This window comes from Streptomyces sp. NPDC049541 (assembly GCF_044465725.1).
GTDB lineage: Bacteria > Actinomycetota > Actinomycetes > Streptomycetales > Streptomycetaceae > Streptomyces.
The window spans coordinates 464074-482958 of the sequence record NZ_JBITLY010000004.1 but is presented as its reverse complement, the minus strand read 5'-3'; the positions used below and the strand labels follow the sequence as shown (position 1 = coordinate 482958).

General features: G+C 71.6%; 21 protein-coding genes and 1 pseudogene. 5 read left to right on the top strand and 17 right to left on the bottom strand.

What is annotated here, in order from left to right:
- Window positions 1-22: 22 nt before the first annotated feature.
- Window positions 23-1024 (bottom strand): ABC transporter permease, encoded by a 1002-nt coding sequence (locus tag ACIBW9_RS18045; protein ID WP_398956040.1) that lies wholly within the window; start codon window positions 1022-1024, stop codon window positions 23-25.
- A gap of 52 nt (window positions 1025-1076) precedes the next feature.
- Window positions 1077-2036 carry a substrate-binding domain-containing protein gene (locus ACIBW9_RS18040; protein ID WP_398956489.1) on the bottom strand — a complete coding sequence of 320 codons (960 nt, stop codon included), beginning with the start codon at window positions 2034-2036 and terminating at the stop codon, window positions 1077-1079.
- A 344-nt stretch (window positions 2037-2380) separates the two neighbouring features.
- Here ACIBW9_RS18040 and ACIBW9_RS18035 point away from each other — a divergent pair, with 344 nt between their 5' ends.
- Window positions 2381-3142, top strand: coding sequence for an ATP-binding cassette domain-containing protein (locus ACIBW9_RS18035; protein ID WP_398956038.1), 762 nt, complete (start codon window positions 2381-2383; stop codon window positions 3140-3142).
- A gap of 76 nt (window positions 3143-3218) precedes the next feature.
- Window positions 3219-3653, top strand: a complete 435-nt coding sequence (locus ACIBW9_RS18030) for a VOC family protein (RefSeq protein WP_398956036.1) — start codon at window positions 3219-3221, stop codon at window positions 3651-3653.
- 29 nt (window positions 3654-3682) lie between these two features.
- Here ACIBW9_RS18030 and ACIBW9_RS18025 read toward each other — a convergent pair whose 3' ends face one another.
- The 12 genes and pseudogenes from ACIBW9_RS18025 to ACIBW9_RS17970 form a co-directional block, all read right to left on the bottom strand.
- The gene (locus tag ACIBW9_RS18025; protein WP_398956034.1) at window positions 3683-3898 is read right to left on the bottom strand and encodes a hypothetical protein; all 216 of its coding nucleotides are present in this window, start codon (window positions 3896-3898) and stop codon (window positions 3683-3685) included.
- A 190-nt stretch (window positions 3899-4088) separates the two neighbouring features.
- On the bottom strand, window positions 4089-4835 hold the full coding sequence (locus ACIBW9_RS18020; RefSeq protein ID WP_398956032.1) for a PP2C family protein-serine/threonine phosphatase: 747 nt from the start codon (window positions 4833-4835) through the stop codon (window positions 4089-4091).
- A 125-nt stretch (window positions 4836-4960) separates the two neighbouring features.
- Window positions 4961-5490 (bottom strand): annotated as a pseudogene (locus tag ACIBW9_RS18015) (response regulator transcription factor).
- A 213-nt stretch (window positions 5491-5703) separates the two neighbouring features.
- A complete protein-coding gene (locus ACIBW9_RS18010; protein WP_398956030.1) occupies window positions 5704-6648 on the bottom strand; it encodes a catechol 2,3-dioxygenase in 945 nt (314 codons plus the stop codon).
- Window positions 6645-7757: a 4-oxalomesaconate tautomerase gene (locus ACIBW9_RS18005; RefSeq protein ID WP_398956027.1), complete on the bottom strand. Its 1113-nt coding sequence runs from the start codon at window positions 7755-7757 to the stop codon at window positions 6645-6647. Before ACIBW9_RS18005 ends, ACIBW9_RS18010 begins: the two co-directional genes overlap by 4 nt.
- Window positions 7754-8458 carry a 4-carboxy-4-hydroxy-2-oxoadipate aldolase/oxaloacetate decarboxylase gene (locus ACIBW9_RS18000; protein ID WP_398956025.1) on the bottom strand — a complete coding sequence of 235 codons (705 nt, stop codon included), beginning with the start codon at window positions 8456-8458 and terminating at the stop codon, window positions 7754-7756. Before ACIBW9_RS18000 ends, ACIBW9_RS18005 begins: the two co-directional genes overlap by 4 nt.
- Window positions 8455-9204: a PIG-L deacetylase family protein gene (locus ACIBW9_RS17995; RefSeq protein WP_398956023.1), complete on the bottom strand. Its 750-nt coding sequence runs from the start codon at window positions 9202-9204 to the stop codon at window positions 8455-8457. Before ACIBW9_RS17995 ends, ACIBW9_RS18000 begins: the two co-directional genes overlap by 4 nt.
- A 63-nt stretch (window positions 9205-9267) precedes the next feature.
- A complete protein-coding gene (locus ACIBW9_RS17990; RefSeq protein ID WP_398956021.1) occupies window positions 9268-9918 on the bottom strand; it encodes a GntR family transcriptional regulator in 651 nt (216 codons plus the stop codon).
- 159 nt (window positions 9919-10077) lie between these two features.
- A complete protein-coding gene (locus ACIBW9_RS17985; protein WP_398956019.1) occupies window positions 10078-11160 on the bottom strand; it encodes a maleylacetate reductase in 1083 nt (360 codons plus the stop codon).
- The gene (locus ACIBW9_RS17980) at window positions 11157-12023 is read right to left on the bottom strand and encodes an intradiol ring-cleavage dioxygenase (RefSeq protein ID WP_398956017.1); all 867 of its coding nucleotides are present in this window, start codon (window positions 12021-12023) and stop codon (window positions 11157-11159) included. Before ACIBW9_RS17980 ends, ACIBW9_RS17985 begins: the two co-directional genes overlap by 4 nt.
- Before the next feature lie 29 nt (window positions 12024-12052).
- Window positions 12053-12646 carry a hypothetical protein gene (locus ACIBW9_RS17975; protein ID WP_398956015.1) on the bottom strand — a complete coding sequence of 198 codons (594 nt, stop codon included), beginning with the start codon at window positions 12644-12646 and terminating at the stop codon, window positions 12053-12055.
- A gap of 49 nt (window positions 12647-12695) precedes the next feature.
- A complete protein-coding gene (locus ACIBW9_RS17970; protein ID WP_398956012.1) occupies window positions 12696-13208 on the bottom strand; it encodes a hypothetical protein in 513 nt (170 codons plus the stop codon).
- Between the two features lie 127 nt (window positions 13209-13335).
- Here ACIBW9_RS17970 and ACIBW9_RS17965 point away from each other — a divergent pair, with 127 nt between their 5' ends.
- Window positions 13336-13680, top strand: a complete 345-nt coding sequence (locus ACIBW9_RS17965; protein WP_398956010.1) for a cupin domain-containing protein — start codon at window positions 13336-13338, stop codon at window positions 13678-13680.
- Here ACIBW9_RS17965 and ACIBW9_RS17960 read toward each other — a convergent pair.
- Window positions 13670-14674, bottom strand: coding sequence for a LacI family DNA-binding transcriptional regulator (locus ACIBW9_RS17960; RefSeq protein WP_398956008.1), 1005 nt, complete (start codon window positions 14672-14674; stop codon window positions 13670-13672). The two genes, ACIBW9_RS17965 and ACIBW9_RS17960, sit on opposite strands and share 11 nt — an antisense overlap.
- 121 nt (window positions 14675-14795) lie before the next feature.
- On the opposite strand from ACIBW9_RS17960, the gene ACIBW9_RS17955 reads away from it, so the two are divergent.
- Window positions 14796-15953, top strand: a complete 1158-nt coding sequence (locus ACIBW9_RS17955; RefSeq protein ID WP_398956006.1) for a Gfo/Idh/MocA family protein — start codon at window positions 14796-14798, stop codon at window positions 15951-15953.
- Here the strand turns inward: ACIBW9_RS17955 and ACIBW9_RS17950 are convergent.
- Together ACIBW9_RS17950 and ACIBW9_RS17945 are read right to left on the bottom strand one after the other, a co-directional pair.
- Window positions 15937-16551, bottom strand: a complete 615-nt coding sequence (locus ACIBW9_RS17950) for a poly-gamma-glutamate hydrolase family protein (protein WP_398956004.1) — start codon at window positions 16549-16551, stop codon at window positions 15937-15939. The genes ACIBW9_RS17955 and ACIBW9_RS17950 overlap by 17 nt on opposite strands.
- Complete coding sequence (locus tag ACIBW9_RS17945) at window positions 16548-17591, bottom strand: LacI family DNA-binding transcriptional regulator (RefSeq protein ID WP_344400517.1); 1044 nt, start codon at window positions 17589-17591, stop codon at window positions 16548-16550. The genes ACIBW9_RS17950 and ACIBW9_RS17945 overlap by 4 nt, the downstream gene beginning before the upstream one ends.
- A 116-nt stretch (window positions 17592-17707) precedes the next feature.
- Here ACIBW9_RS17945 and ACIBW9_RS17940 point away from each other — a divergent pair, with 116 nt between their 5' ends.
- Complete coding sequence (locus ACIBW9_RS17940; protein WP_398956002.1) at window positions 17708-18874, top strand: phytanoyl-CoA dioxygenase family protein; 1167 nt, start codon at window positions 17708-17710, stop codon at window positions 18872-18874.
- Window positions 18875-18885 lie beyond the last annotated feature (11 nt).

The following is an 18885-nucleotide window of genomic DNA, read 5'->3' as shown; positions in this document are numbered from 1 at the left end:
GCTGAACGACGGCGTCTCGGCGTCAGCGGGTGGATCCCCTGCGCAGGACCCTGTCGACGGCGACCGTGACGACGACAAGGGTCCCGGTGGCGACGTCCTGGTAGAGGCTGTCGATGCCCGCCTGGGTGAGGCCGGAGCGGAGCACGGTGACGATGAGTGTCCCGATGAGCGTTCCGGCGACGCTTCCCCGGCCGCCGAAGAGGCTGGTCCCGCCGATGACGACGGCCGTGATGCTCTCCAGATTCGCCGTCTGGTAGGAGTTCGGGTCGGCGTTGGGGATACGGCCGAGGGCCTGCCAGGCGGCGATGCCGTAGAGGAGGCCGGCGGTGACGTAGACCGACAGGACCGTGCGCTGCACGTTGATGCCGGTCAGGCGGGCGGACTCGGGGGCGTTGCCGACGGCGTAGATGTGCCGGCCCCAGGCCGTCTTGGCGAGGCCGTACCAGAAGAACGCGTACAGGCCCACGAGCAGGAACGTCCCCCAGGTGACGAGGACGCTGCCGACGTGGACGCCGTTGCCCCAGAAGACGAGCAGATCGTCGGTGACCGGGAAACTGCGGGAGTTGGAGTAGAGCCTGGCGACGGCGTAGATGACGGTCAGCGCGCCCAGCGTCACGATGAACGGAGGCAGGCCCAGGCGCGCCACGAGCAGGCCGTTGACCAGCCCGAGGACGGTCGCCGTGAGCAGGCCGAGCAGCAGCGCCCCCGCGGGGCCGTGCCCTTCGAAGACGAGCTTGGCCATGACGAGAGTGCCGAGGACCGCGATGGCCCCGTTCGCCAGGTCGATGCCCGCCGTGAGGATGATCAGGGTCTGGCCCAGTGCCAGCGTGCCGGTCACGATGGACTGCTGCAGCACCAGGGCGAGGTTCTCGGGCGTCAGGAACGTGTCCGTCGCGACCGAGAAGACCAGTACGGCGACGGCAAGGGCCGCGAGGGGGCCGACGGTCGGTGTGCGCAGGGCGTACCGCAGTGCGTCCCGCAGCGCGGTGCCCGGCTCACCCTCGGTGGCGGCACTGGTGGTCACGGGTGATCTCATGATCCGTTACTGATCCCTTCGCCCGGTCGGCGCCCGGAGGTCACCCCCAGCAGTGCCGGAGTCCCCAGCCCGTGTCGCGGGACGCCAGCCCGTGCACCGGCTTCTCGGTGATGAGTTGCGTGCCCGTGTCCGTGAAACCGGACGGTTTCTTCCCGTGCCTGACGAAGTCGGTGACCGCGGCCACGCCCAGGTCGGCCATCCTGCCCGGGAACTGCATGACGGTGGCCGCGTACTTCCCGGACCTGACGTCGCGCACGCCCGCGCATCCGCCGTCGATGGAGCCGACGGTCACCCGCCCGCTCAGACCGCGGGCCGCGAGAGCCGTGTAGGCGCCGTCGGCCACCGGTTCGTTGATGGTGTACACCGAGTTCACGTCGCTCGTGCGCTGCAGCAGGTTCTCCATCGCGGTCTGTCCCCGGTTGCGGTCGCCGTTGGTGATCGCCCGTCCGCGGATCGCGGGTGAGTCGTCCTTGATCCCGAAGCCGCTGAGGAAACCGTCGTGGCGCTGTTGGCTGACCGTGGAGCCCTCCGTGCCGTCGAGCATGAACAGCTTGGGGGCCCGGCGGCCGAGCACGGCTCTGACATAGGCGCCCTGGAGGCGTCCGGCCTTGAAGTTGTCGGTCGCGTAGGTGGCCGCCGCCGCGTTCTCCGGGTCCGTCGCGGTGTCCAGCGCGATCACCAGGATGCCCTGCCGGCGGGCCTCGGCGATGGCACCCAGGATCCCCGTCGTGTTCGACGGTGTGATCATGATGCCCCGCACATGGCGGGCGATGAGGCTCTCCACCGCGTCGACCTGGCCCTCGTTGTCGCCGTCGAACTTGCCTGACAGGGCGATGAGCTCGGCACCCTTCTTCTTCGCCGCAGCCTGGGCGGCCTCGCGCAGAGCCACGAAGAACGGATTGGTCTCCGTCTTGGTCACCAGACCGATCGTGACCTTCCCCGTCTCCTGGCCGCCCGTGGAGGCCTGGTTTCCGCCGCAGGCCGCGGCGCCGACCAGCATGGTTCCCACCAGGAGCAGCGTCGGCCCCGCGCACGGACTCCGTGGCCGACCGCGCCTGCGGACGGTGCAGTGGTGTGCCATCGGTGACACCCTCCTCCGGCCGGGTCCGACGTCGTGGAACCCCAGCGATCTACACCGCGTGCCCAGTTTGTTCATACATATCGCACTGTGTCGCTTCAGTCTTCTCTGCACGCGGACGCGACCGCACACGCCGTTCGGACGGGTTCACGCGTTCTGCATTGCATACGTCCGGATAGGGACGAAAGATGGTGATCGGAACGGGGCCGGGGTTCCACCGGGGCCGTGCGGCGGCAACGCGGTCGCGCGGAGAAGGCGAGGTGCGCGTGACTGGGCCGCCGCTGCTCGCGCTGCACGGGATCTCCAAGCGGTTCGGCGCCGTACAGGCCCTCAAGGACGTTGACCTGGAGGTCCACAAGGGCCAGGTCGTCGCCCTTCTGGGTGACAACGGTGCCGGCAAGTCCACCCTGATCAGGGTCATCTCGGGGGTGGACACCCCCGACAAGGGCGTCATCGAGTGGGAGGGACGGGCCGTCCAGATCAGGACTCCCCGGATCGCCCAGCGCCTGGGCATCGCGACCGTGTACCAGAACCTGGCACTGTGCGACGACCTCGATGTCGCCGCGAACCTCTTCCTGGGGCGGGAGCGCCGGTGCTCCGGCGCCCGGGGCCGCCTGTTCCGGTCGATGGACGACAGCGGGATGCGCAGGGAGGCGCGCGGGCAGCTCGACACGCTGGGCATCCGCGTCCCCGACCTGCGTGCTCCGGTCGCTTCACTGTCCGCGGGCCAGCGGCAGACCGTCGCCATCTCCCGCGCGCTCCTCGGCCGGCCGAAGGCCGTGCTCCTGGACGAGCCCACCGCGGCGCTCGGCATCGCACAGGCCAGTCACGTCCTCGACCTCGTCGAGGAGCTCCGCGAGCAGGGCATAGGAGTGATCCTCATCAGTCACAACCTGGGAGACGTCAAGGCGGTCGCGGACGAGGCGGCGGTACTGCGGCTCGGCCGCAACAACGGCTTCTTCTATGTGCCGACCTCCCCGCAGGACCGGATCTTCTCCGCCATCGTCGGCGCCACGAGCAACTCCTGACGCTCTCTCACCCGACCTCCGCCCACCTGCGGACCCGACGGAACCGAGCAGATGATCACCCTGCTAGGGTGCGCCGATGTCATCGGTCAAGCAGTTCCAGGTCACCTTCGACTGTGCAGAACCCGAGCGCGTCGCCCGCTTCTGGTGCGAGGTTCTGGGGTACGTCGTACCGCCGCCGCCCGAGGGTTTCGCCACCTGGGACGAATTCGACCGCTCGCTGCCGCCTGAGCGTCAGGGGGCGTCCTTTGCCTGCATGGATCCCACAGGGGTCGGCCCGCGCATGTACTTCCAGCGTGTTCCCGAGGGCAAGGTCGTCAAGAACCGCGTGCACCTCTGCGTGCGAGCCGGAACCGGCCTCGTGGGCGAGGAGCGCCTCGCCACCCTCGAGGCGGAGTGCGCACGACTGGTCGCGCTCGGTGCGACGCGCGTCCGTCTGCTGCGTGCAGATGGCGTCAACGAGTCGTGCATCGTGATGCAGGACATCGAGGGCAACGAGTTCTGTCTCGACTGAGTGGCCGCTCGGCGGCTGCCGGGCGGCCGCTAGTCGGTCGCGCTCTGCAGGATGCGGCGGGCCGCCTCGGCCTCTGCTGCCGGCGGTGACAGTTCGTCGAGGGTGTCGAGTTCGTCGTCCGCTTCGAGTTCCTGTTCCCAGGCCGCCGCAAGGCGTTCTTGCTCCTGGAGCGGTTTGGCGCCGACGGCCACGCGCTGCTCGGGGCCCAGGGCTGCCAGGAAACGTCCGACCGGGTCCGTGTCCATACGGTGCTCCTTGCCGCAGGAAGAGATGCTCCCTGTCCCAGCATGACCGAACGTTGCCCCGTCGGCCGCCCGGCAGCGCTCATGGGGCGAGGTCCCGCGGACATGACGACCGTGCGCCCGTAGCGGTCCTTGCTGTCGTGCACTGTCTGCCCAGGTGGAGGGCGGCCGCGGTGCGGACGTTGTCCTCGGGTCATCGTTCGTCCGCGACCCGTACGACCGCCAGCGTGATGTTGTCGGGCCCGCCCGCCGCGATCGCGGCCTTCCACAGCTCGAAGGCAGCCCGGCCGTCGTCGTGGTCTCTCAGCAGTTCCTCGATGACGTCCGTCGTCACCGGGTCGGTCAGACCGTCCGTGCAGACGAGGTAGCGGTCGCCGGGTGAGAGGGGCTCCGTCGCCACATGGGGGCTGATGGCCCGGTAGCCGGGACTGCCGCCCAGGCACTGGGTGACCAGGGACGTGGTGCGCCGGCCGGGGGCGAGCGGTGGACTGTCGTCGACGCTCACCTGGCGCAGGCCGTCGCGGGAGGCGGCCAGGACCCGGCTGTCGCCCACGTTGAAGATCAGCAGCGAGCCGGGTCGTACGACGATGCCGGCCACGGTCGTCCCCATGGCGGTGAGCTCGCTGTCCTCCGCCGCGGCCTGGTACACGGCACGGTTGCAGGCGTTCAGGGCGGCGCGGACGGCGTCCTCGTCGTCCAGGGCAGGGCCGATGGACGCGATCCGGCGGGCGACCAGGGCGCTGGCCACGTCGCCGCCGGGATGTCCGCCGAGCCCGTCGGCGACGGCGACGACCAGGGGCCTCACCAGGGGGAAGACAAGTGTCTGCGGGCTGTCGGTCACGGTGGCGCACAGGGTCCACGGTCCGACGACGAGGCTGTCCTCGTTCCGCTCGCGCAGCAGCCCGGGATGGCTCACCGCGCTCACTGCGACGTACGGCATGGAGCGTCACCGCCTTCCCGCACCTGACGCACCAGGACGGACCACTGGAGGGCTCGCTTCCGCTGCAAGTCTAGGAGTGGTTCGGTGTCTCTGCTGGTCAGCAGTCCGCTGCCGACGTCAGCCGCTCATGCGCCCGGCCGGCGCAGCACCGCCGGCACCCGCCGGTTCGCGTCCTCCGGGGCCGTGAGGCCCAGCTTGCCGAAAACGGCGGCCACATGTTCCTCCACCGTGCCGGCCGGCATGACCAGGGTCTGCGCGATCGCGCCGTTCGACCTGCCCCGCGCCATCAGCGCCGGCACCTCACGCTCGCGTGCCGTCAGTGTTTCGAGGTCCTCGCCCCGGCGGCCGGCACCGGCGAGCTGGGGGACGACCTCGGCGTCGAAGGCCGTCCCGCCGGCCGCCACCCGGGTCAGGGCGTCGGCGAACTCGGCCACGTTCGCGGCCCGGTGTCGGTGGCCGCGCGCAGGCCCTCGTCCGTGTCGGTGGGCGGCATACGGATGTCGACGACGCCGACGTCCGGCCGCTGCTCGGCGACGGCCGCCCGCAACCCCTCGGCGTCGCCCACGGCGGCGCACACCTCATGGCCGCGCCCGGTGGGCATCTGGGCCAGCAACTCCCGCGGTACGGCGGCGTCCTCGGCGGTCACGACACGGATACCGGAATGCTCCCTCACCTCCTCGGCGCCCCCTCACGCGTGCAGCGGCCGTGCGACCCTCGCCACCGTCGGCCCGCCCTCCGGGCTGCTGACGCGCAAGGTGCCGTCGACCGCACGTACCCGCTGCAGCAGCCCCGTCAGACCGCCGAGGCCGAAGGCCCCGGGACACAGCCGGAGATGGCGCGGATCCCGGACGCCGGCGAGAACAGCGGGTCAGGGCGGTGTCCCGTGCGTGTGGAACGACTCGATGGTCTTCAGGCCCCAGGCCTGCCCCTTCTTCCGCTCCTCCTCGGTCCAGGTGATCAGCGGCCAGTCGGGCGCGAGCACGAGGCGGGTGAGCGGGTTGCACAGCTCGATGCGGTTGCCGCCCGGCTCGTAGACGTACAGGAAGAAGGTCTGCTGGATGGCGTGCTTGTGCGGGCCCGTCTCGATGAACACGCCGGTGTCGATGGCGAGATCGGCGGCGCGCAGGATGTCCTCGCGGGTGTCGGTGGCGAAGGCGATGTGGTGCAGCCGCCCGGTGGAGCCGGTCCAGTCCTCGGTGTAGACGATGTCGTACGACTTGTTCGTGTACGTCAGCCAACGCGCCGCGACCCTGCCGGAGTCGAGCCGGATCTGTTCCGTCGGCCTGGCTCCCAGCACATCCTGCTGGAACTCGGCGTTGGCGAGCACGTCGGCCGCGAGGAAGTTGATGTGGTCCAGTCGCCGCACCCCGACGCCCCGGTTGGGTTTGGCCTGCGGCTGGTTCTTCAGTGCGGGCCTGAGCTCCGCGGGGGCCCGGTAGTGCTCGCTCTCCCAGTACAGGGCGTGCTCGTGGCCGTCCGGGTCGGTCGTCAAGTAGAGCCTGCCGAGGCCGGGTTCGTCCTCGACCCACTTGCCGCTGCCGCCCGCCTCCTCGATCGCCTTGACACGGCGATGGAGTGCCTCCTCGCTTGAGGTGCGCAGGGCGAGCCGGCCGAGGCCGGGCTGTTCGCGGGCGGTGAGGACCAGGCTGTGGTGCTCGTAGTCGTCGAAGGTCCGCAGATAGACCGTGTCGCCGTCCTGGCCGTTGACCGTGAGGCCGAGGTAGTCGGTGAAGAAGGCGATGCTGGCGTCCAGGTCCGGGGTGAACAGCTGGGCATGGCCGATGTGGGCGATGTCGCCGAGCGGCGGGGTCATCGGTGACCTCCTTCGGGGTGCGGGGGGACGGGTGCCGTCTCGGCGGAACGTGGGAAGACGGTGCCGTCGAAGATCTTGCGGGCCGTGCGGACCACGGCGGTGCGGCGGGCGGCGGGGAGTCCGTCGCGACCGGTGGCGAGGCTGCTTTCGATGTCCAGGAATCCGGTGGGGTGTTCGATACGGATACGGTCGCTGCCGGCATCGAGCCGCGCGAGTTCCGCGCCCACCCCGCCCTCGATCCGCAGCCCGGCGGCGACGCCGGCCGCGCCGAGCACACCGATCGACGTATGGCAGCGCACCGGGATGAAGGTGCGGGTGGAGATCGCGCCGCCGTACCGGGGCGGGGCGAGGAGGGTGACCTTGGGCACGGTGGTGTCCGAGACATCACCGAGGCCCATCAACCACCCTGCTTCCAGGCGGATTTCACGCAGTCGGTCGGCCAGCGCGACATCTTCTTCCAGGTCCTTGGGCGACTCGTAGCCGGTGACCTTGAGGGACGAGGCAGCGACGAGCACCGTCGGCATGCCGTTGTCCACGCAGGTCACGGGTGTGCCGTCGATCTCGTCCCGGACCTTGCCGGTGGGCAGCAGCCTCCGTGCTCCGGCGGGGAATTCGATGACGACGGGCGCGGCCGTCCCCGGCACGCCCGAGATCTCGGCGTCTCCCGTGTAGTCGACGCGACCGCCGGGGGTCGAGAAGGTCGCCGTGGCGAAGTCGCCGGTGTTGACCATGCGGATGCGGACGGAGGTCTCCTCCTCCCCCGCCGCCACAAGCCCGCGCTCGACGGCGAACGGGCCGACGCCGGCGAGGATGTTCCCGCAATTCTGATGGCCGGTCACCTCTGGCCGGTCGACGGCGACTTGGAGGAAGAGGTAGTCGACGTCGGCGCGCGGATCGGTCGAGGCGGACACCACGGCCACCTTGCTGGTGAGCGGGTGCGCGCCGCCGAGTCCGTCGATCTGCCGCTCGTCGGGGCTGCCCATGACGCGCAGCAACAGCGCATCGCGCAGGGCCTGTTCGGCGGGGAGGTCGTCGGCGAGGAAGTAGGCGCCCTTGGAGGTACCGCCCCGCATCAGCAGACAGCGGACCTCCTCCGGTCCGCCGGTCACGGCCGCTCCCCCGCGTACTCCTCGTACGTCCGGTACTCGACGCCGAGCCGCTCGAGGGTCCCCCTCAACCCGTAGCGGTCCAGGCCGAGTTGGCCACCCAGAAAGGCTGCGCGGGTGGCCGCCTCCTTGGCCTCGCGGGCCTCCGCCTGCTCCGCCGTCTCGCGGGCGCGTTCACGGGGTATGACGACAACCCCGTCGTCGTCGGCGAGGATCACGTCGCCGGGGCGGATCACCTGGCCGTCGATGGCGATCGGCACATTGACCGAACCACCGGTGGCCTTGACCGTGCCCTGCGAGGAGACGGCCCGGGACCAGGCGGCGAAGCCCATCTCCCGCAGCTCCTGGGTGTCGCGGATTCCCGTGCTGAGGACGACACCGCGCACGCCGCGCTGCTTCAGGGCGGTCGCGAACAGCTCGCCGAACAGGCCGTCCGTGCAGGGCGAGGTGGTGGTGACGACCAGGATGTCGCCCTCGCCGCACTGCTCGACGGCGGCGTGGATCATGAGGTTGTCGCCGGGCCAGCCGATCACGGTGACGGCCGTACCCGCGACTCGTACGCCCTGCTGGATCGGGCGGATCTCCGGTCCAAGGAGGCCGGTGCGGCCCATCGCCTCGCTGACCGTGGCCACGCCGAAGCCGGCCAGCGCCTCGACGTCCTTCGCAGCGGCCTTCGGCGGATTGGTGACGATCACGCCGCTCATGCCAGCTCCTTCGCGATCTGCGGGAACGGCCGCATGTACGCCTCGGCCATGGTGTCGTGCGCAAGGCCCAGGTTCGGGCCGGCGTTCCGTTTGAGCTGGACGCCACGGCGGACGGCGAGGTCCGTGTAGTACGCCCACAGGTGCTGCTGGGCGGCCAGGCACTCCATGGCCTTGCGCTTGGTGTCCCACACCTCGGTGATGTCCAGCAGGACCTCCGGCCGGAAGCCGCTCATCTCGGGCTGGTGCGGCTCGAAGTAGAAGACGGGCGGGGCGCCGATGATGTCGCCCTCACCCGGGTAGCCGATGGCCTGGGCGAGGATGCGGGCCTGGAGCGCCATGCGGTTGGCGGCCGGGTGGTCGCCGTTGTACGGGTCCTCGACCGGGTGGGTGAGGACCACGTCCGGCTGGGTCTCGCGGTAGACGGCGACGAGTCGGTCGGTCAGCTCGCCGGTGGGGATGAGCGGGTAGTCACCGGCGTCGAAGAAGCGGACCTCGGCGCCGAGGGTGGCGGCGGCACGCTCGGCCTCGTCCCGGCGTATCGCCTTGATCTCGTCGAGCTTCCTGCCCTCGCGCCACGCCTTGGCGGACTCGCCGCGCTCGCCGAAGGTCAGACAGGCGATGGTGACCTTCTCCCCGCGGGCGGCGGCCAGGGCGATGGCGCCGCCCGCCCGCCACACGAAGTCCCCGGCATGGGCCGTGACGACGAGGGTGGAGCGTGGGGAGGCGGGCGCGTTGGCCTGGGTCATACCGACATCTCCTTCGTGACAGGTGGGCGCCCGCCCTGTCAGCGGCTCTCGGCCGCGCGGCCGTCAGTCGCGCAGCGCCTCGATCACGCTGCTGAGGTGGGCGCGGACGGCCGTCTCGGCCGCCTGCGGATCCCTGGCCCTGATCGCTTCGATCATCACCAGGTGCTCGCTCAGGGAGTGCTGCGGACGCCCCGGCCGCAGCGCCAACTGGAAGCGGTGGCGCACCAGTTGGGCATTGAGCCGCTCCAGCAGCTCCACGGCCGTCCGCTGGCCGGAGAACTCGCGCACCTTGGCGTGCAGTTCCTGGTTGAGTTCCGAGTAGGTCACCGGCTCACCGTCGGCCACGGCCTTGGTCATCGCCGTGCCCAGCTCCGTCAGCTCGGCGAGCTGCTCGTCGCTGGCGGCGACGGCGGCCTTCGCCGCGCACAGCCCTTCGAGGACCATCCGGCACTCGGTGATCGCGACCGCTTCCTCCACGGTCACCACCCGCACCCGCGAGCCGCGGTTGCGGATCCGCTCGACGAGGCCCTGGGCCTCCAGATCGATGAGTGCCGCGCGGATGCTGGCCCGTGTCACACCGAACTGCTCGGCGAGCTCGTTCTCCACCAGCCGCTGCGCCGGTGCCATCTCGCCCTGCAGGATCGCCTGCCGCAGTTGCGCGAGCGCATGCTGTTTGGCCTGCTCTCCGCTGCTCGGACGGGCTTGTGTCGGCATCGGTGCCCTCCCTGAGTGAGTGCCTGTCGAACCTAAATCCAGCCCGACAATATTGTCAACAATTTCGTCGGCCACATTGCGGGCAGGATTCGACACCCCTTGCGCGAGGGGCAGACCGAGGTCGGTGATCTGGACAGGGCCGCTCCGGCGCCGATGGCGTCAGGCGGCGGGGAACCGCGGTGCCGCGCCCTGGTACGCCGCCCGCAGCACGGCGAGCGCCCCGTCGGCCGTGACCTCGCGGGGGTTGGCGTAGGCCTGGCCCGCGGTCTGCGCCGCCGCCACTTCCAAGTCGCCCTCTTTCAGGCCGAGTTCGGCAAGCGAGCGGGGTGCGCCGAGGCGTCCGGCCAGCTCCCGCAGGGCGTGCGGGGCGTCGTCCGCGTCGAGGGCGCGGGCGACGGCGGCTGCCGCGTCCGGTGCCGCGGGCGCGTTGTACGCGAAGGCGTACGGCAGGACCACCGTGTGGGTCTCGGCGTGGGGCAGGCCGAAGCTGCCGCCGAGAACGTGACACAGCTTGTGGTGCAGGCCCATGGTGGTGGCGCCGAGGCAGGAGCCGCACAGCCACGCGCCGTACAGGGCGCGGCTGCGGGCCTGCAGCGATCCCGGGTCGGCGGCCACCTCGGGCAGGGCGCCCGCCACGGCCCGCACGCCTTCCTGGGCCATCAGTGCGATCAGGGGCGAGGTGTCGGGGGCGTACAGCGCCTCGACGGCGTGGGCGATCGCGTTGATGCCGCTGGTGACGGAGAGCGGCACCGGCAGGGAGAGGGTGAGCCCGGGGTCGTAGACGACGCTGCGGGGCAGCACGACGGGGTCCCGGCCGGTGCGTTTGGTGCCGTGTTCGGTCAGGCCCCAGACCGGGGTCATCTCCGAGCCGGAGTAGGTGGACGGCACGGCGATCAGCGGCAGGCCGGTGCGCAGGGCGATCGCCTTGCCGAGGCCGATCGAGGAGCCGCCGCCGACGGCTACGCAGCCGTCGGCGCCGGCCGCACGGGCCGCCTCGACGCCCCGGTCGGCGACCTCGACGGGCACATGCATCCGGGCTCCGTCGTGCAGGCCCGCGCAGGCGGAGCCCAGCGAGTCGGCGACCGCGCGTGCCGTCCGGGCGCCGTGACTGCCGCACACCACCAGCAGCCGCCGCAGGCCGAGCGCCGCGGCCTCGCCGGCGGTCGCGGTCGTGGCGGCCCCGGGCCGGAAGACGACCCGCATGGGCCACGACTCGTAGGAGAAGTCGAGGAGGTGCTTCACGACTGCTCCAGTACGAGGTCGAAGCGCGCGTGGCGGAAGGGGTTCGGGACGCCGAACTCCCGCGCCAGCACAGCGTCATCCGTTCGGGTGAACTCCTGGATCAGGCTCGGCTTGACGGCGAACACCGCGTCCGAGTCGAGGTAGTCGCTGCCCGCGACGAAGATGTGCGTGGTCACCGGTACATGGTCCGCGGCCGAGGCGATGAAGTGGATGTGTGCGGGCCGGTAGGGGTGGCGGGCGGTCGCGCGCAGCAGGTCGCCGACCGGGCCGTCGGTGGGGATCGGGTACGGGCTCGGCACGCAGGTGCGGAACCAGAAGCGGCCCTCCGCGTCCGCGGTGAACAGGCCGCGGCCGTTGCCCGGTGGCTGCACGTCGGGGCGCTGGACGTCGTAGAAGCCGTTCCCGTCGGCCTGCCACACGTCGACGACGGCGCCCGGCAGCGGAGTTCCGTCCCCGGACAGGACGCGGCCGCTGACCACGCAGGGTTCGCCGCCGCCCACCAGGTCGATGTTCGCGCCGAGTTCGCGTGCCGGGGACTCGGTCATGTGGAAGGGTCCGAGGACCGTCGACTCGGTGGCGCCGGCGGCGCGGTCGCCGTTGATCGTCTCGACGAGCATCGACAGGCCGAGCACGTCGGACAGGAGGATGAACTCCTGCCGGGTGTCCGTGCACATCTGCCCGGTCGCCGTGAGGAAGCCGATCGCCCGCTCCCACTCCTGCTGCGTCAGCCGACTCTCGCGGGCGAAGGCGTGGAGGTGCCGGATCAGGCCGGTCAGCAGTTCGCGCAGGCGCGGGTCGGTGGTGGCGTGCAGACTTCGTACCGTCTCGTCCGTGACCGTGGTGTCGGTGGCGTCGGTGGTCATGTCGGCTCCCTTCACCGGTGCGCGGGCCGTCAGCCGAACCAGACGACGAGCCGTACGTGCTCGTCTCCGTACCTGGCCGCCAGGCCCCGCATGGCGCTCCACACCTGTGCCCAGCATCCCTCGTCCGGCGGGGCCAGCATCCGCGCGGTGAGGATCACGGGGCGGTGCGCCACGTCGGCCAGGCGCACCTCGGCGCCGGGGGGCCACTCCGGGGGCGCCAGCAGCAGGCGTCCACCGAAGGTCTCGGCGGCCGCCGCGCGCAGGCCCGGGGTCACCCGCACGAGTTCGTCACCGTCCGGCAGCGACCGCACCGCCCAGTTCCAGGCCGGGCCGTGTGCGAGCGGGGCGTCCCAGTCGACCGCCGCGACCTCGGCCCAGGTGGCGTAGGTGTGGTCGTGCTGGAACTCCCCGATGCCCGACTCGCGCACAGCATCGGAGATGCCGTCCGGCAGCCCGCGGGCGGCGAAGAGCGGACGCTCCACGTCCCCCGCCCCGCGCACTCCGAAGAGACACTCCCAGGCGACGTAGTCCCGGGGAGGGTCGAAGTCCAGCAGATCGGCCGTGAACCGCCAGTGCCCGTCGGGCGAGCGGCTTTCGATGACACCGTCGATGTCCGTACCCACGAGGGATGACCATACGACAGTCCGGGCGCCGATCGGTCCCTGATCGCCGTCACTTGATGACGGCGTTCGCGACGACCACGACGACACCGAGCAGTGCGTCGACCAGGCCGGTGCGCAGGGCGACGGCCCAGGAGCGGCCCGACCATCGCGCGGTGGCCAGTCCCAGGCCGAACAGCAGTGCGATGTTCAGGGTGAACGCCGGATCCTCCACCCCGTCCGCCGGCCACCAGCCCCAGCCCGCCCCCGCGAGGATCGCCACGGTCGGCAGCACCGCCGTGACCAGGGGCCATTCGTCGACGAGGGCGCGCAGGGCGTCCCAGCGGCGGTGCGGTGCACGTTCGGCTATGTAGTGGGCGTAGCCGTGGGCGAGGGCGGAGGCGAGCGCGGTCACCAGCAGCCAGATGGCGTCGTAGCGGCGGCTGACGCGGGAGCTGTGGCCGTACTGGCTGAGCGCCGCGACCATGGAGCAGGCCAGTACGGCGCCGTAGACACCGCCGAAGAGGACGGCCTCGCGGGTGTCGTGCTGCCGATGCCCGGGGGCGGCCGTGGTTGTCTGCACCATGCCCTCCACGATCACCCGGCACCTGCCCGGCCGCCAGTCGCGACCCGACGAAGTGTCCTCCGACCTGGGGCGATGCCGCACACAGTGTCCAGGCACGGGCCAGGGGCGGTCTGGCTAGGGTCGGCCCATGACGCACAGCTTCGTTCTTCACATTCCCGACGCCGAGCTCGAGCCCGAGCCCCTCGGCCCGGAGCAGATCCTCTCCGGGACGCCGGAGGTGACCGGGAAGGTGGTGTGGGAGTCGGCGGACGGTCGTCAGGTCCGCGGGATCTGGCAGATCACGCCGGGCGTCGTCACCGACACCGAGGCGGACGAACTGTTCGTGGTGATCAGCGGGTCGGCGACCATCGAGGTCGAGGGTGGGCCGACGCTGACGGTGGGGCCCGGGGACATGGCCGTCCTGCGTGCGGGCGACCGCACGACCTGGACGGTGCACGAGACGCTGCGGAAGGCGTACGCCATCAGTCTGTGACCGGTGCCGCCGTGGTGCCGCGGATCTCCAACGTCGGCGCGGTCAGGTGCAGTTGGCCCGCTCCCCCGGGGTGTTCGAAACGGTCCAGGAGGCAGCGGGCGGCGCGTCGGCCGACCTCGTGGCTGCCGTTGTCGACCGTGGTCAGCCAGACGTGGCGCAGCCGGGCGATGCTCGTGTTGTCGTAGCCGACGACGGAGACGTCCTGCGGGACGCGCAGGCCGAGCTCCTCGGCCGCCGACAGGGCTCCGACGGAGGCGATGTCGTTGACGGCGAAGAGGGCGGTGGGCCGGTCGGCGCGGCTGAGCAGCCGGACGGTGCTGCGGTAGCCGCCCTCCTCGGTCATGTCACCGGCCTCCACCTGCGCCTGGTCCGCGAGGCCGTGCGCCCGCATCGTCGCCTCGAAGCTGCGGCGGCGCAGTTCGCCGACGGCGCCGTAGCCCGCGATGTGCGCGATGCGGCGGTGCCCGAGGCCGATGAGGTGCTCGGTGACCAGGCGGGCGCCCCGCTCGTCGTCGCCCGCCACCACGTCCACGCCCGCCGGGGCCCGCTCGCGGGCGCCCGCGACGACGACCGGGATCCGCTCGGCGGCCGTGCCGAGCGCGGCCGGGTCGGGCAGGGTGCCGACGACGACCAGGCCGTCGACCCGTAGGTCGAGGAGCGGGTCGGCGGGGTCCTGGCCGGTGCGGCGGTTGAGGCGGGCGTCCGCGAGCAGCATCCGCAGGCCGTTGTCGTGCAGCAGTGAGTTGAGGCCGTCGAGCAGGTCGACGAACCAGGGGTTGCGCAGGTCGTTGAGGAGCACGCCGACCGTGCGGGTGCGCTGCTCGCTGAGGCTGCGCGCGGCGGCGTTGGGCCGGTAGCCGAGTTCCCGTACCGCCTGCAGCACGGCCTCCCGCTTCTCGGGCCGCACCTGCTCGGAGCCGCGCAGCACCAGCGAGACCAGCGACTTGGACACTCCGGCCCGTTCGGCCACGTCGCGGATCGTCGGCGGTTTCATGGTGTGGACCGTTCCATGGGCTGGTACGCCTTGTCAAAGGAACCGGGAGGGTTGACAGGCGCTGAGCGGGGGCTTCAGGGTGGCCTGGACAGATTATGGACCGGTCCAAAGAGGGGCTGTCATGGTGGATTCGCTCGGTGTCGCCGTCGTCGGGTTCGGCTGGATGGGCCGGGTGCACACCCAGGCGTACGCCCGTGTGCTGCACCACTACCCGCGGCTGGGCCTGCGCCCGCAGTTGATCACGGTCGCCGAGGAAGTGCCGGGGCGAGCCGAGGAGGCGGCCGCGCAGTTCGGCTTCGCCTCGACGACCCGTGACTGGCGTGATGTCGTCGAGGACCCGCGGATCCAGGCCGTCAGCATCACCGCGCCGAACTTCCTGCACCGGGAGATCGGCGCCGCGATGGCGGAGGCCGGCAAGCACATCTGGATCGAGAAGCCGGTCGGCCTGAGCGCGGCGGACGCGCGGGCGGTCGCCGACGCGGTCGCCACGGCAGGAGTCCAGGGTGCCGTCGGCTTCAACTACCGCAACGCGCCCGCCGTCGAGGCCGCCCGCGAGCTGATCACCTCCGGCGCCATCGGTACGGTCACCCATGTCCGCGTCCGTCTGTTCAGCGACTACGCCGCGCACCCCGAGGGGGCGCTGACCTGGCGCTACGAGAAGGAGCGCGGCGGCAGTGGCGTCCTGGGCGACCTCGCCTCGCACGGCGCCGACCTGGCCCGCCACCTCCTCGGCGACATCGAGGCGCTGACCGCCGACACGGCCGTGTTCATCCCCCAGCGGGCCCGTCCCACCGGCGCCACCGCCGGCCACACCCGCGCCACCGGCGGCGAACTCGGCCCGGTCGAGAACGAGGACTACGTCAACTGTCTGCTGCGCTTCGCCTCCGGCGCCCGCGGGGTGCTGGAGGCCTGCCGGGTCTCGGTCGGCGAGCAGAACAACTACGGCTTCGAGGTGCACGGCACCAAGGGGGCGGTCTTCTGGGACTTCCGCCGCATGAACGAGTTGGGCGTCAGCCGCGGCACCAGCTACCAGGACCAGCCGGTCAGCACGGTGTACGTCGGCCCCGGTGACGGCGAGTTCGCGGCGTTCCAGCCGGGCGCGGCGAACGCCATGGGCATGGACGACCTGAAGGTGATCGAGGCCCACCGCTTCCTGCGCTCCATCGTGGAGGGCAAGCCGCAGGGGGCCACGCTCCCGGACGCCGTGCACAGTGCCGCCGTACTGGAGGCGATGGTGCGGTCGGTCGAGAGCGGGTCGTGGGTCAGTCTCCGGGCATAGCGGAGGCCAGCGCCTCCACACCCTTGGCCAGGGCGTCGACGACCGACCGAGGGGGTGTGTCCGGCACTCCCGGCGCCCATCGCCTGCGCTCGGTCCTGGCCGCGAGCGGGAGCTCCACCTGGACCCCGCCCCAGCGGGTCAGGTTCACCGGGTTCCTGGAGTGCAGGCCGCGCAGCTTCACAGGGATCTCGTCGATGTCGGTGACCGGGTCGAACTCCGGCCGCAGGACGTCGAGTTCACCGGCGAAGAGGCGGGCTGCCCGCCGGTTGCCGCCGCCGAGGAAGATGGCCCGCGGCGTCGCGGTCCGGTTGTGGCCGTGCAGGGAGACCGTGAGCGCCACCCGCGACAGGAAGTCCCGCAGCAGCGCGCAGTGCCCTACCGCCATGCGCGGGGAGGGGATGTGCACCGGATCGGGCACGCCCGGCTGGGTGAAGACCAGGCTGGTGGCCCCACACCGCTCCGCCACCGCCTGCGCCAACTCGGCCGTACCGCCCTCGTTGCTGCCGTGCAGCGCCAGCAGTCCCAGCTCGCCGCCCGTGGTGAGCGTGGCGAGCAGGCGGACGCCCTCGATCTCCACGTATTCGCTGCTCGTCGTCACCCGGCTCCTCGGTTCGTCGCCTGCGGGGGCATGTTGTACGGCGTCACCACCTGGATCGCCGACGGCAGCGTAGGCCCCGCGGGCGGCAGGGCGCCGTGGGCGCGCATCACGATGTGGCAGGCCTCGCGCATGTCCTGGCGCAGGTCGTGGTGGAGGACGGCGGACAGGCGGTGCTCGCGCAGCAGGCGGGTGTTGTCGTGGTCGAGGTCGTGCGCGACGAACACCGCGCACTCGCGGCCCAGGTCCTCGAAGGCGCGCAGGGTGGCGTTGTTGCCGCCGCCGATGGAGTAGACGGCGCGGATGTCCGGGTCGCGTTCGAGGGCGGCGCGCACCAGGTCGTACTGGGTGGCGTCCAGGCCGTGTCCCTCGGCGATCTCGACCAGGGTGCGGTCCGGGTGGCGGCTGCGCATGGCGCTGCGGAAGCCCATCTCGCGCTCCTCCTCGTTGCGGAAGAAGCCGCTGCTGAGGCTGGTCAGCACATTGCCGGGGCGCTCGCCCAGCCACTGGCCCATGAGGTAAGCGGCGGTCGCGCCGGCGGCCCGGTTGTCGATGCCGACGTAGGCGAGGCGGGCGGTGGCGGGCAGGTCGGTGACCAGGGTGACGACGGGGATGCCGGCCTCGGCGAGGCGGCCGACCGCGGCCGTCACCTCGGGCACGTCCGGGGCCTTGAGGATCACCCCCTGGGAGCCGCGCCGGGCGATCCGGTCCAGCGTCCTCGTCAGCTCCGCCACCGGGCCGGTCTCGCGGAAGTGGAAGCGCGAGCGCACCACGGCCGGATGCAGGGCGGGCAGCTCCGCCTCCAGGGCGGCGCGCACGGCGGTGGAGAACCGCTCCGGCGTCTGCATCACTATGTCGATCATGAAGGTTCGGCCGACCAGCCGGACCTGGGTGCGCTGCCGGTCGAGGTCGGCGATGGCCTGCTGGACCTCCCGTGCGGTGCTCTCGCGGACGCCGCCCCTGCCGTTGAGGACCCGGTCGACGGTGGCCTCGCTCAGGCCCGCCTGACGTGCGATCTCCCGGATGGGGAAGGGATGGCCCACCGCGGGCTCCTCTCGCCGGCTTGAGGGGTTTTTGATGGCCGCCTGCTGGTTGTTCGACGGGTTTGTACTGACAAGAATGACAGGGCTGAGTCGCCCCTGTCACCGAGAGGACACCGATGTCCTTCACCGCCGTACACCACCGTGCCTGGCTCTCCGAGCAGGACTGCGACCTCGACTCGTTCCGCGCGCTCGTCGAGCCGACGGCCGACCCCGCCGACTACCCGCACGCCTCCGCCGTGGAGCGCAACGTCCTGCTGTACGACGCCGAGGGCATCCGTGCCGCGAAGGACCGCCGGGGGATCCAGGAGGAGCTCGTCAGGGCCCTCACCGACGGGCCCGGCGTGGTGGTCTTCCGGGGCGCCTTCCCCGACCACGCGGTGGTCGACCGGGTCACCGAGGTGTTCGACGCGCTGATCCGCGAGCAGTACGCGGCGGGCACGACGGCCGGCGACCACTTCGCCAAGCCCGGCGCCAACGAGCGGGTGTGGAACGCGCTGGAGAAGGCGGCCCTCTACGACCCGGCGGCGTTCGCCGACTACTACGCCAACCCGGTCCTCGCCCTGGTCTGCGAGGCCTGGCTGGGCCCCGGCTACCAGGTGACCTCCCAGGTCAACGTGGTCAACCCGGGCGGCCTCGCCCAGACCGCGCACCGCGACTACCACCTCGGCTTCCTCTCCGACGAGACAGCCGCGGCCTATCCGGCGCACGTCCACCGCCTCTCCCCCGTGCTCACCCTGCAGGGCGCGGTCGCGCACTGCGACATGCCGGTGGAGTCGGGGCCGACGCTGTACCTGCCGTTCTCGCAAGGCTTCGAGCCGGGCTATCTGGCCTGGCGGCGGCCGGAGTTCCAGGCGTACTTCAAGGAGCACCACGTCCAGCTGCCGCTCGCCAAGGGCGACGCCGCCTTCTTCAACCCGGCCCTGTTCCATGCCGCGGGGACCAACCGCACCACGGACGTGCGGCGCATGGCCAATCTGCTGCAGGTGTCCTCCGCCTTCGGCCGGGCGATGGAGACCGTGGACCGGGAGGCGGTGGCGAACGCGGTCTACCCCGTGCTGCTGCGCCGCAAGGCGGACGGCGCGGACGAGGCCTGGCTGGAGAACGTGATCGCCGCGAGCGCCGAGGGCTACCCCTTCCCCACCAACCTCGACAGCGACCCGCCGGCCTGTGGCCTGGCCCCGCCCTCGCAGGCGGACCTCGTACGCGAGGCACTGCGCGAGGACCGGCCCGCGCGGATCCTGCGGGACCAACTGCGGGTGGCCGGCGAACGCCGCGCGAGCTGAAAGGACGGCAG

Bases quoted from the DNA above. Each gene is read 5' to 3' on its own strand.
- ACIBW9_RS18040 (WP_398956489.1), bottom strand. From the start codon at position 2,036: ATGCTGGTCGGCGCCGCGGCCTGCGGCGGAAACCAGGCCTCCACGGGC.
- ACIBW9_RS18030 (WP_398956036.1), top strand. From the start codon at position 3,219: ATGTCATCGGTCAAGCAGTTCCAGGTCACCTTCGACTGTGCAGAACCC.
- ACIBW9_RS18025 (WP_398956034.1), bottom strand. From the start codon at position 3,898: ATGGACACGGACCCGGTCGGACGTTTCCTGGCAGCCCTGGGCCCCGAG.
- ACIBW9_RS18020 (WP_398956032.1), bottom strand. From the start codon at position 4,835: ATGCCGTACGTCGCAGTGAGCGCGGTGAGCCATCCCGGGCTGCTGCGC.
- ACIBW9_RS18010 (WP_398956030.1), bottom strand. From the start codon at position 6,648: ATGACCCCGCCGCTCGGCGACATCGCCCACATCGGCCATGCCCAGCTG.
- ACIBW9_RS18000 (WP_398956025.1), bottom strand. From the start codon at position 8,458: ATGAGCGGCGTGATCGTCACCAATCCGCCGAAGGCCGCTGCGAAGGAC.
- ACIBW9_RS17995 (WP_398956023.1), bottom strand. From the start codon at position 9,204: ATGACCCAGGCCAACGCGCCCGCCTCCCCACGCTCCACCCTCGTCGTC.
- ACIBW9_RS17990 (WP_398956021.1), bottom strand. From the start codon at position 9,918: ATGCCGACACAAGCCCGTCCGAGCAGCGGAGAGCAGGCCAAACAGCAT.
- ACIBW9_RS17980 (WP_398956017.1), bottom strand. From the start codon at position 12,023: ATGACCACCGACGCCACCGACACCACGGTCACGGACGAGACGGTACGA.
- ACIBW9_RS17970 (WP_398956012.1), bottom strand. From the start codon at position 13,208: ATGGTGCAGACAACCACGGCCGCCCCCGGGCATCGGCAGCACGACACC.
- ACIBW9_RS17965 (WP_398956010.1), top strand. From the start codon at position 13,336: ATGACGCACAGCTTCGTTCTTCACATTCCCGACGCCGAGCTCGAGCCC.
- ACIBW9_RS17960 (WP_398956008.1), bottom strand. From the start codon at position 14,674: ATGAAACCGCCGACGATCCGCGACGTGGCCGAACGGGCCGGAGTGTCC.
- ACIBW9_RS17955 (WP_398956006.1), top strand. From the start codon at position 14,796: ATGGTGGATTCGCTCGGTGTCGCCGTCGTCGGGTTCGGCTGGATGGGC.
- ACIBW9_RS17940 (WP_398956002.1), top strand. From the start codon at position 17,708: ATGTCCTTCACCGCCGTACACCACCGTGCCTGGCTCTCCGAGCAGGAC.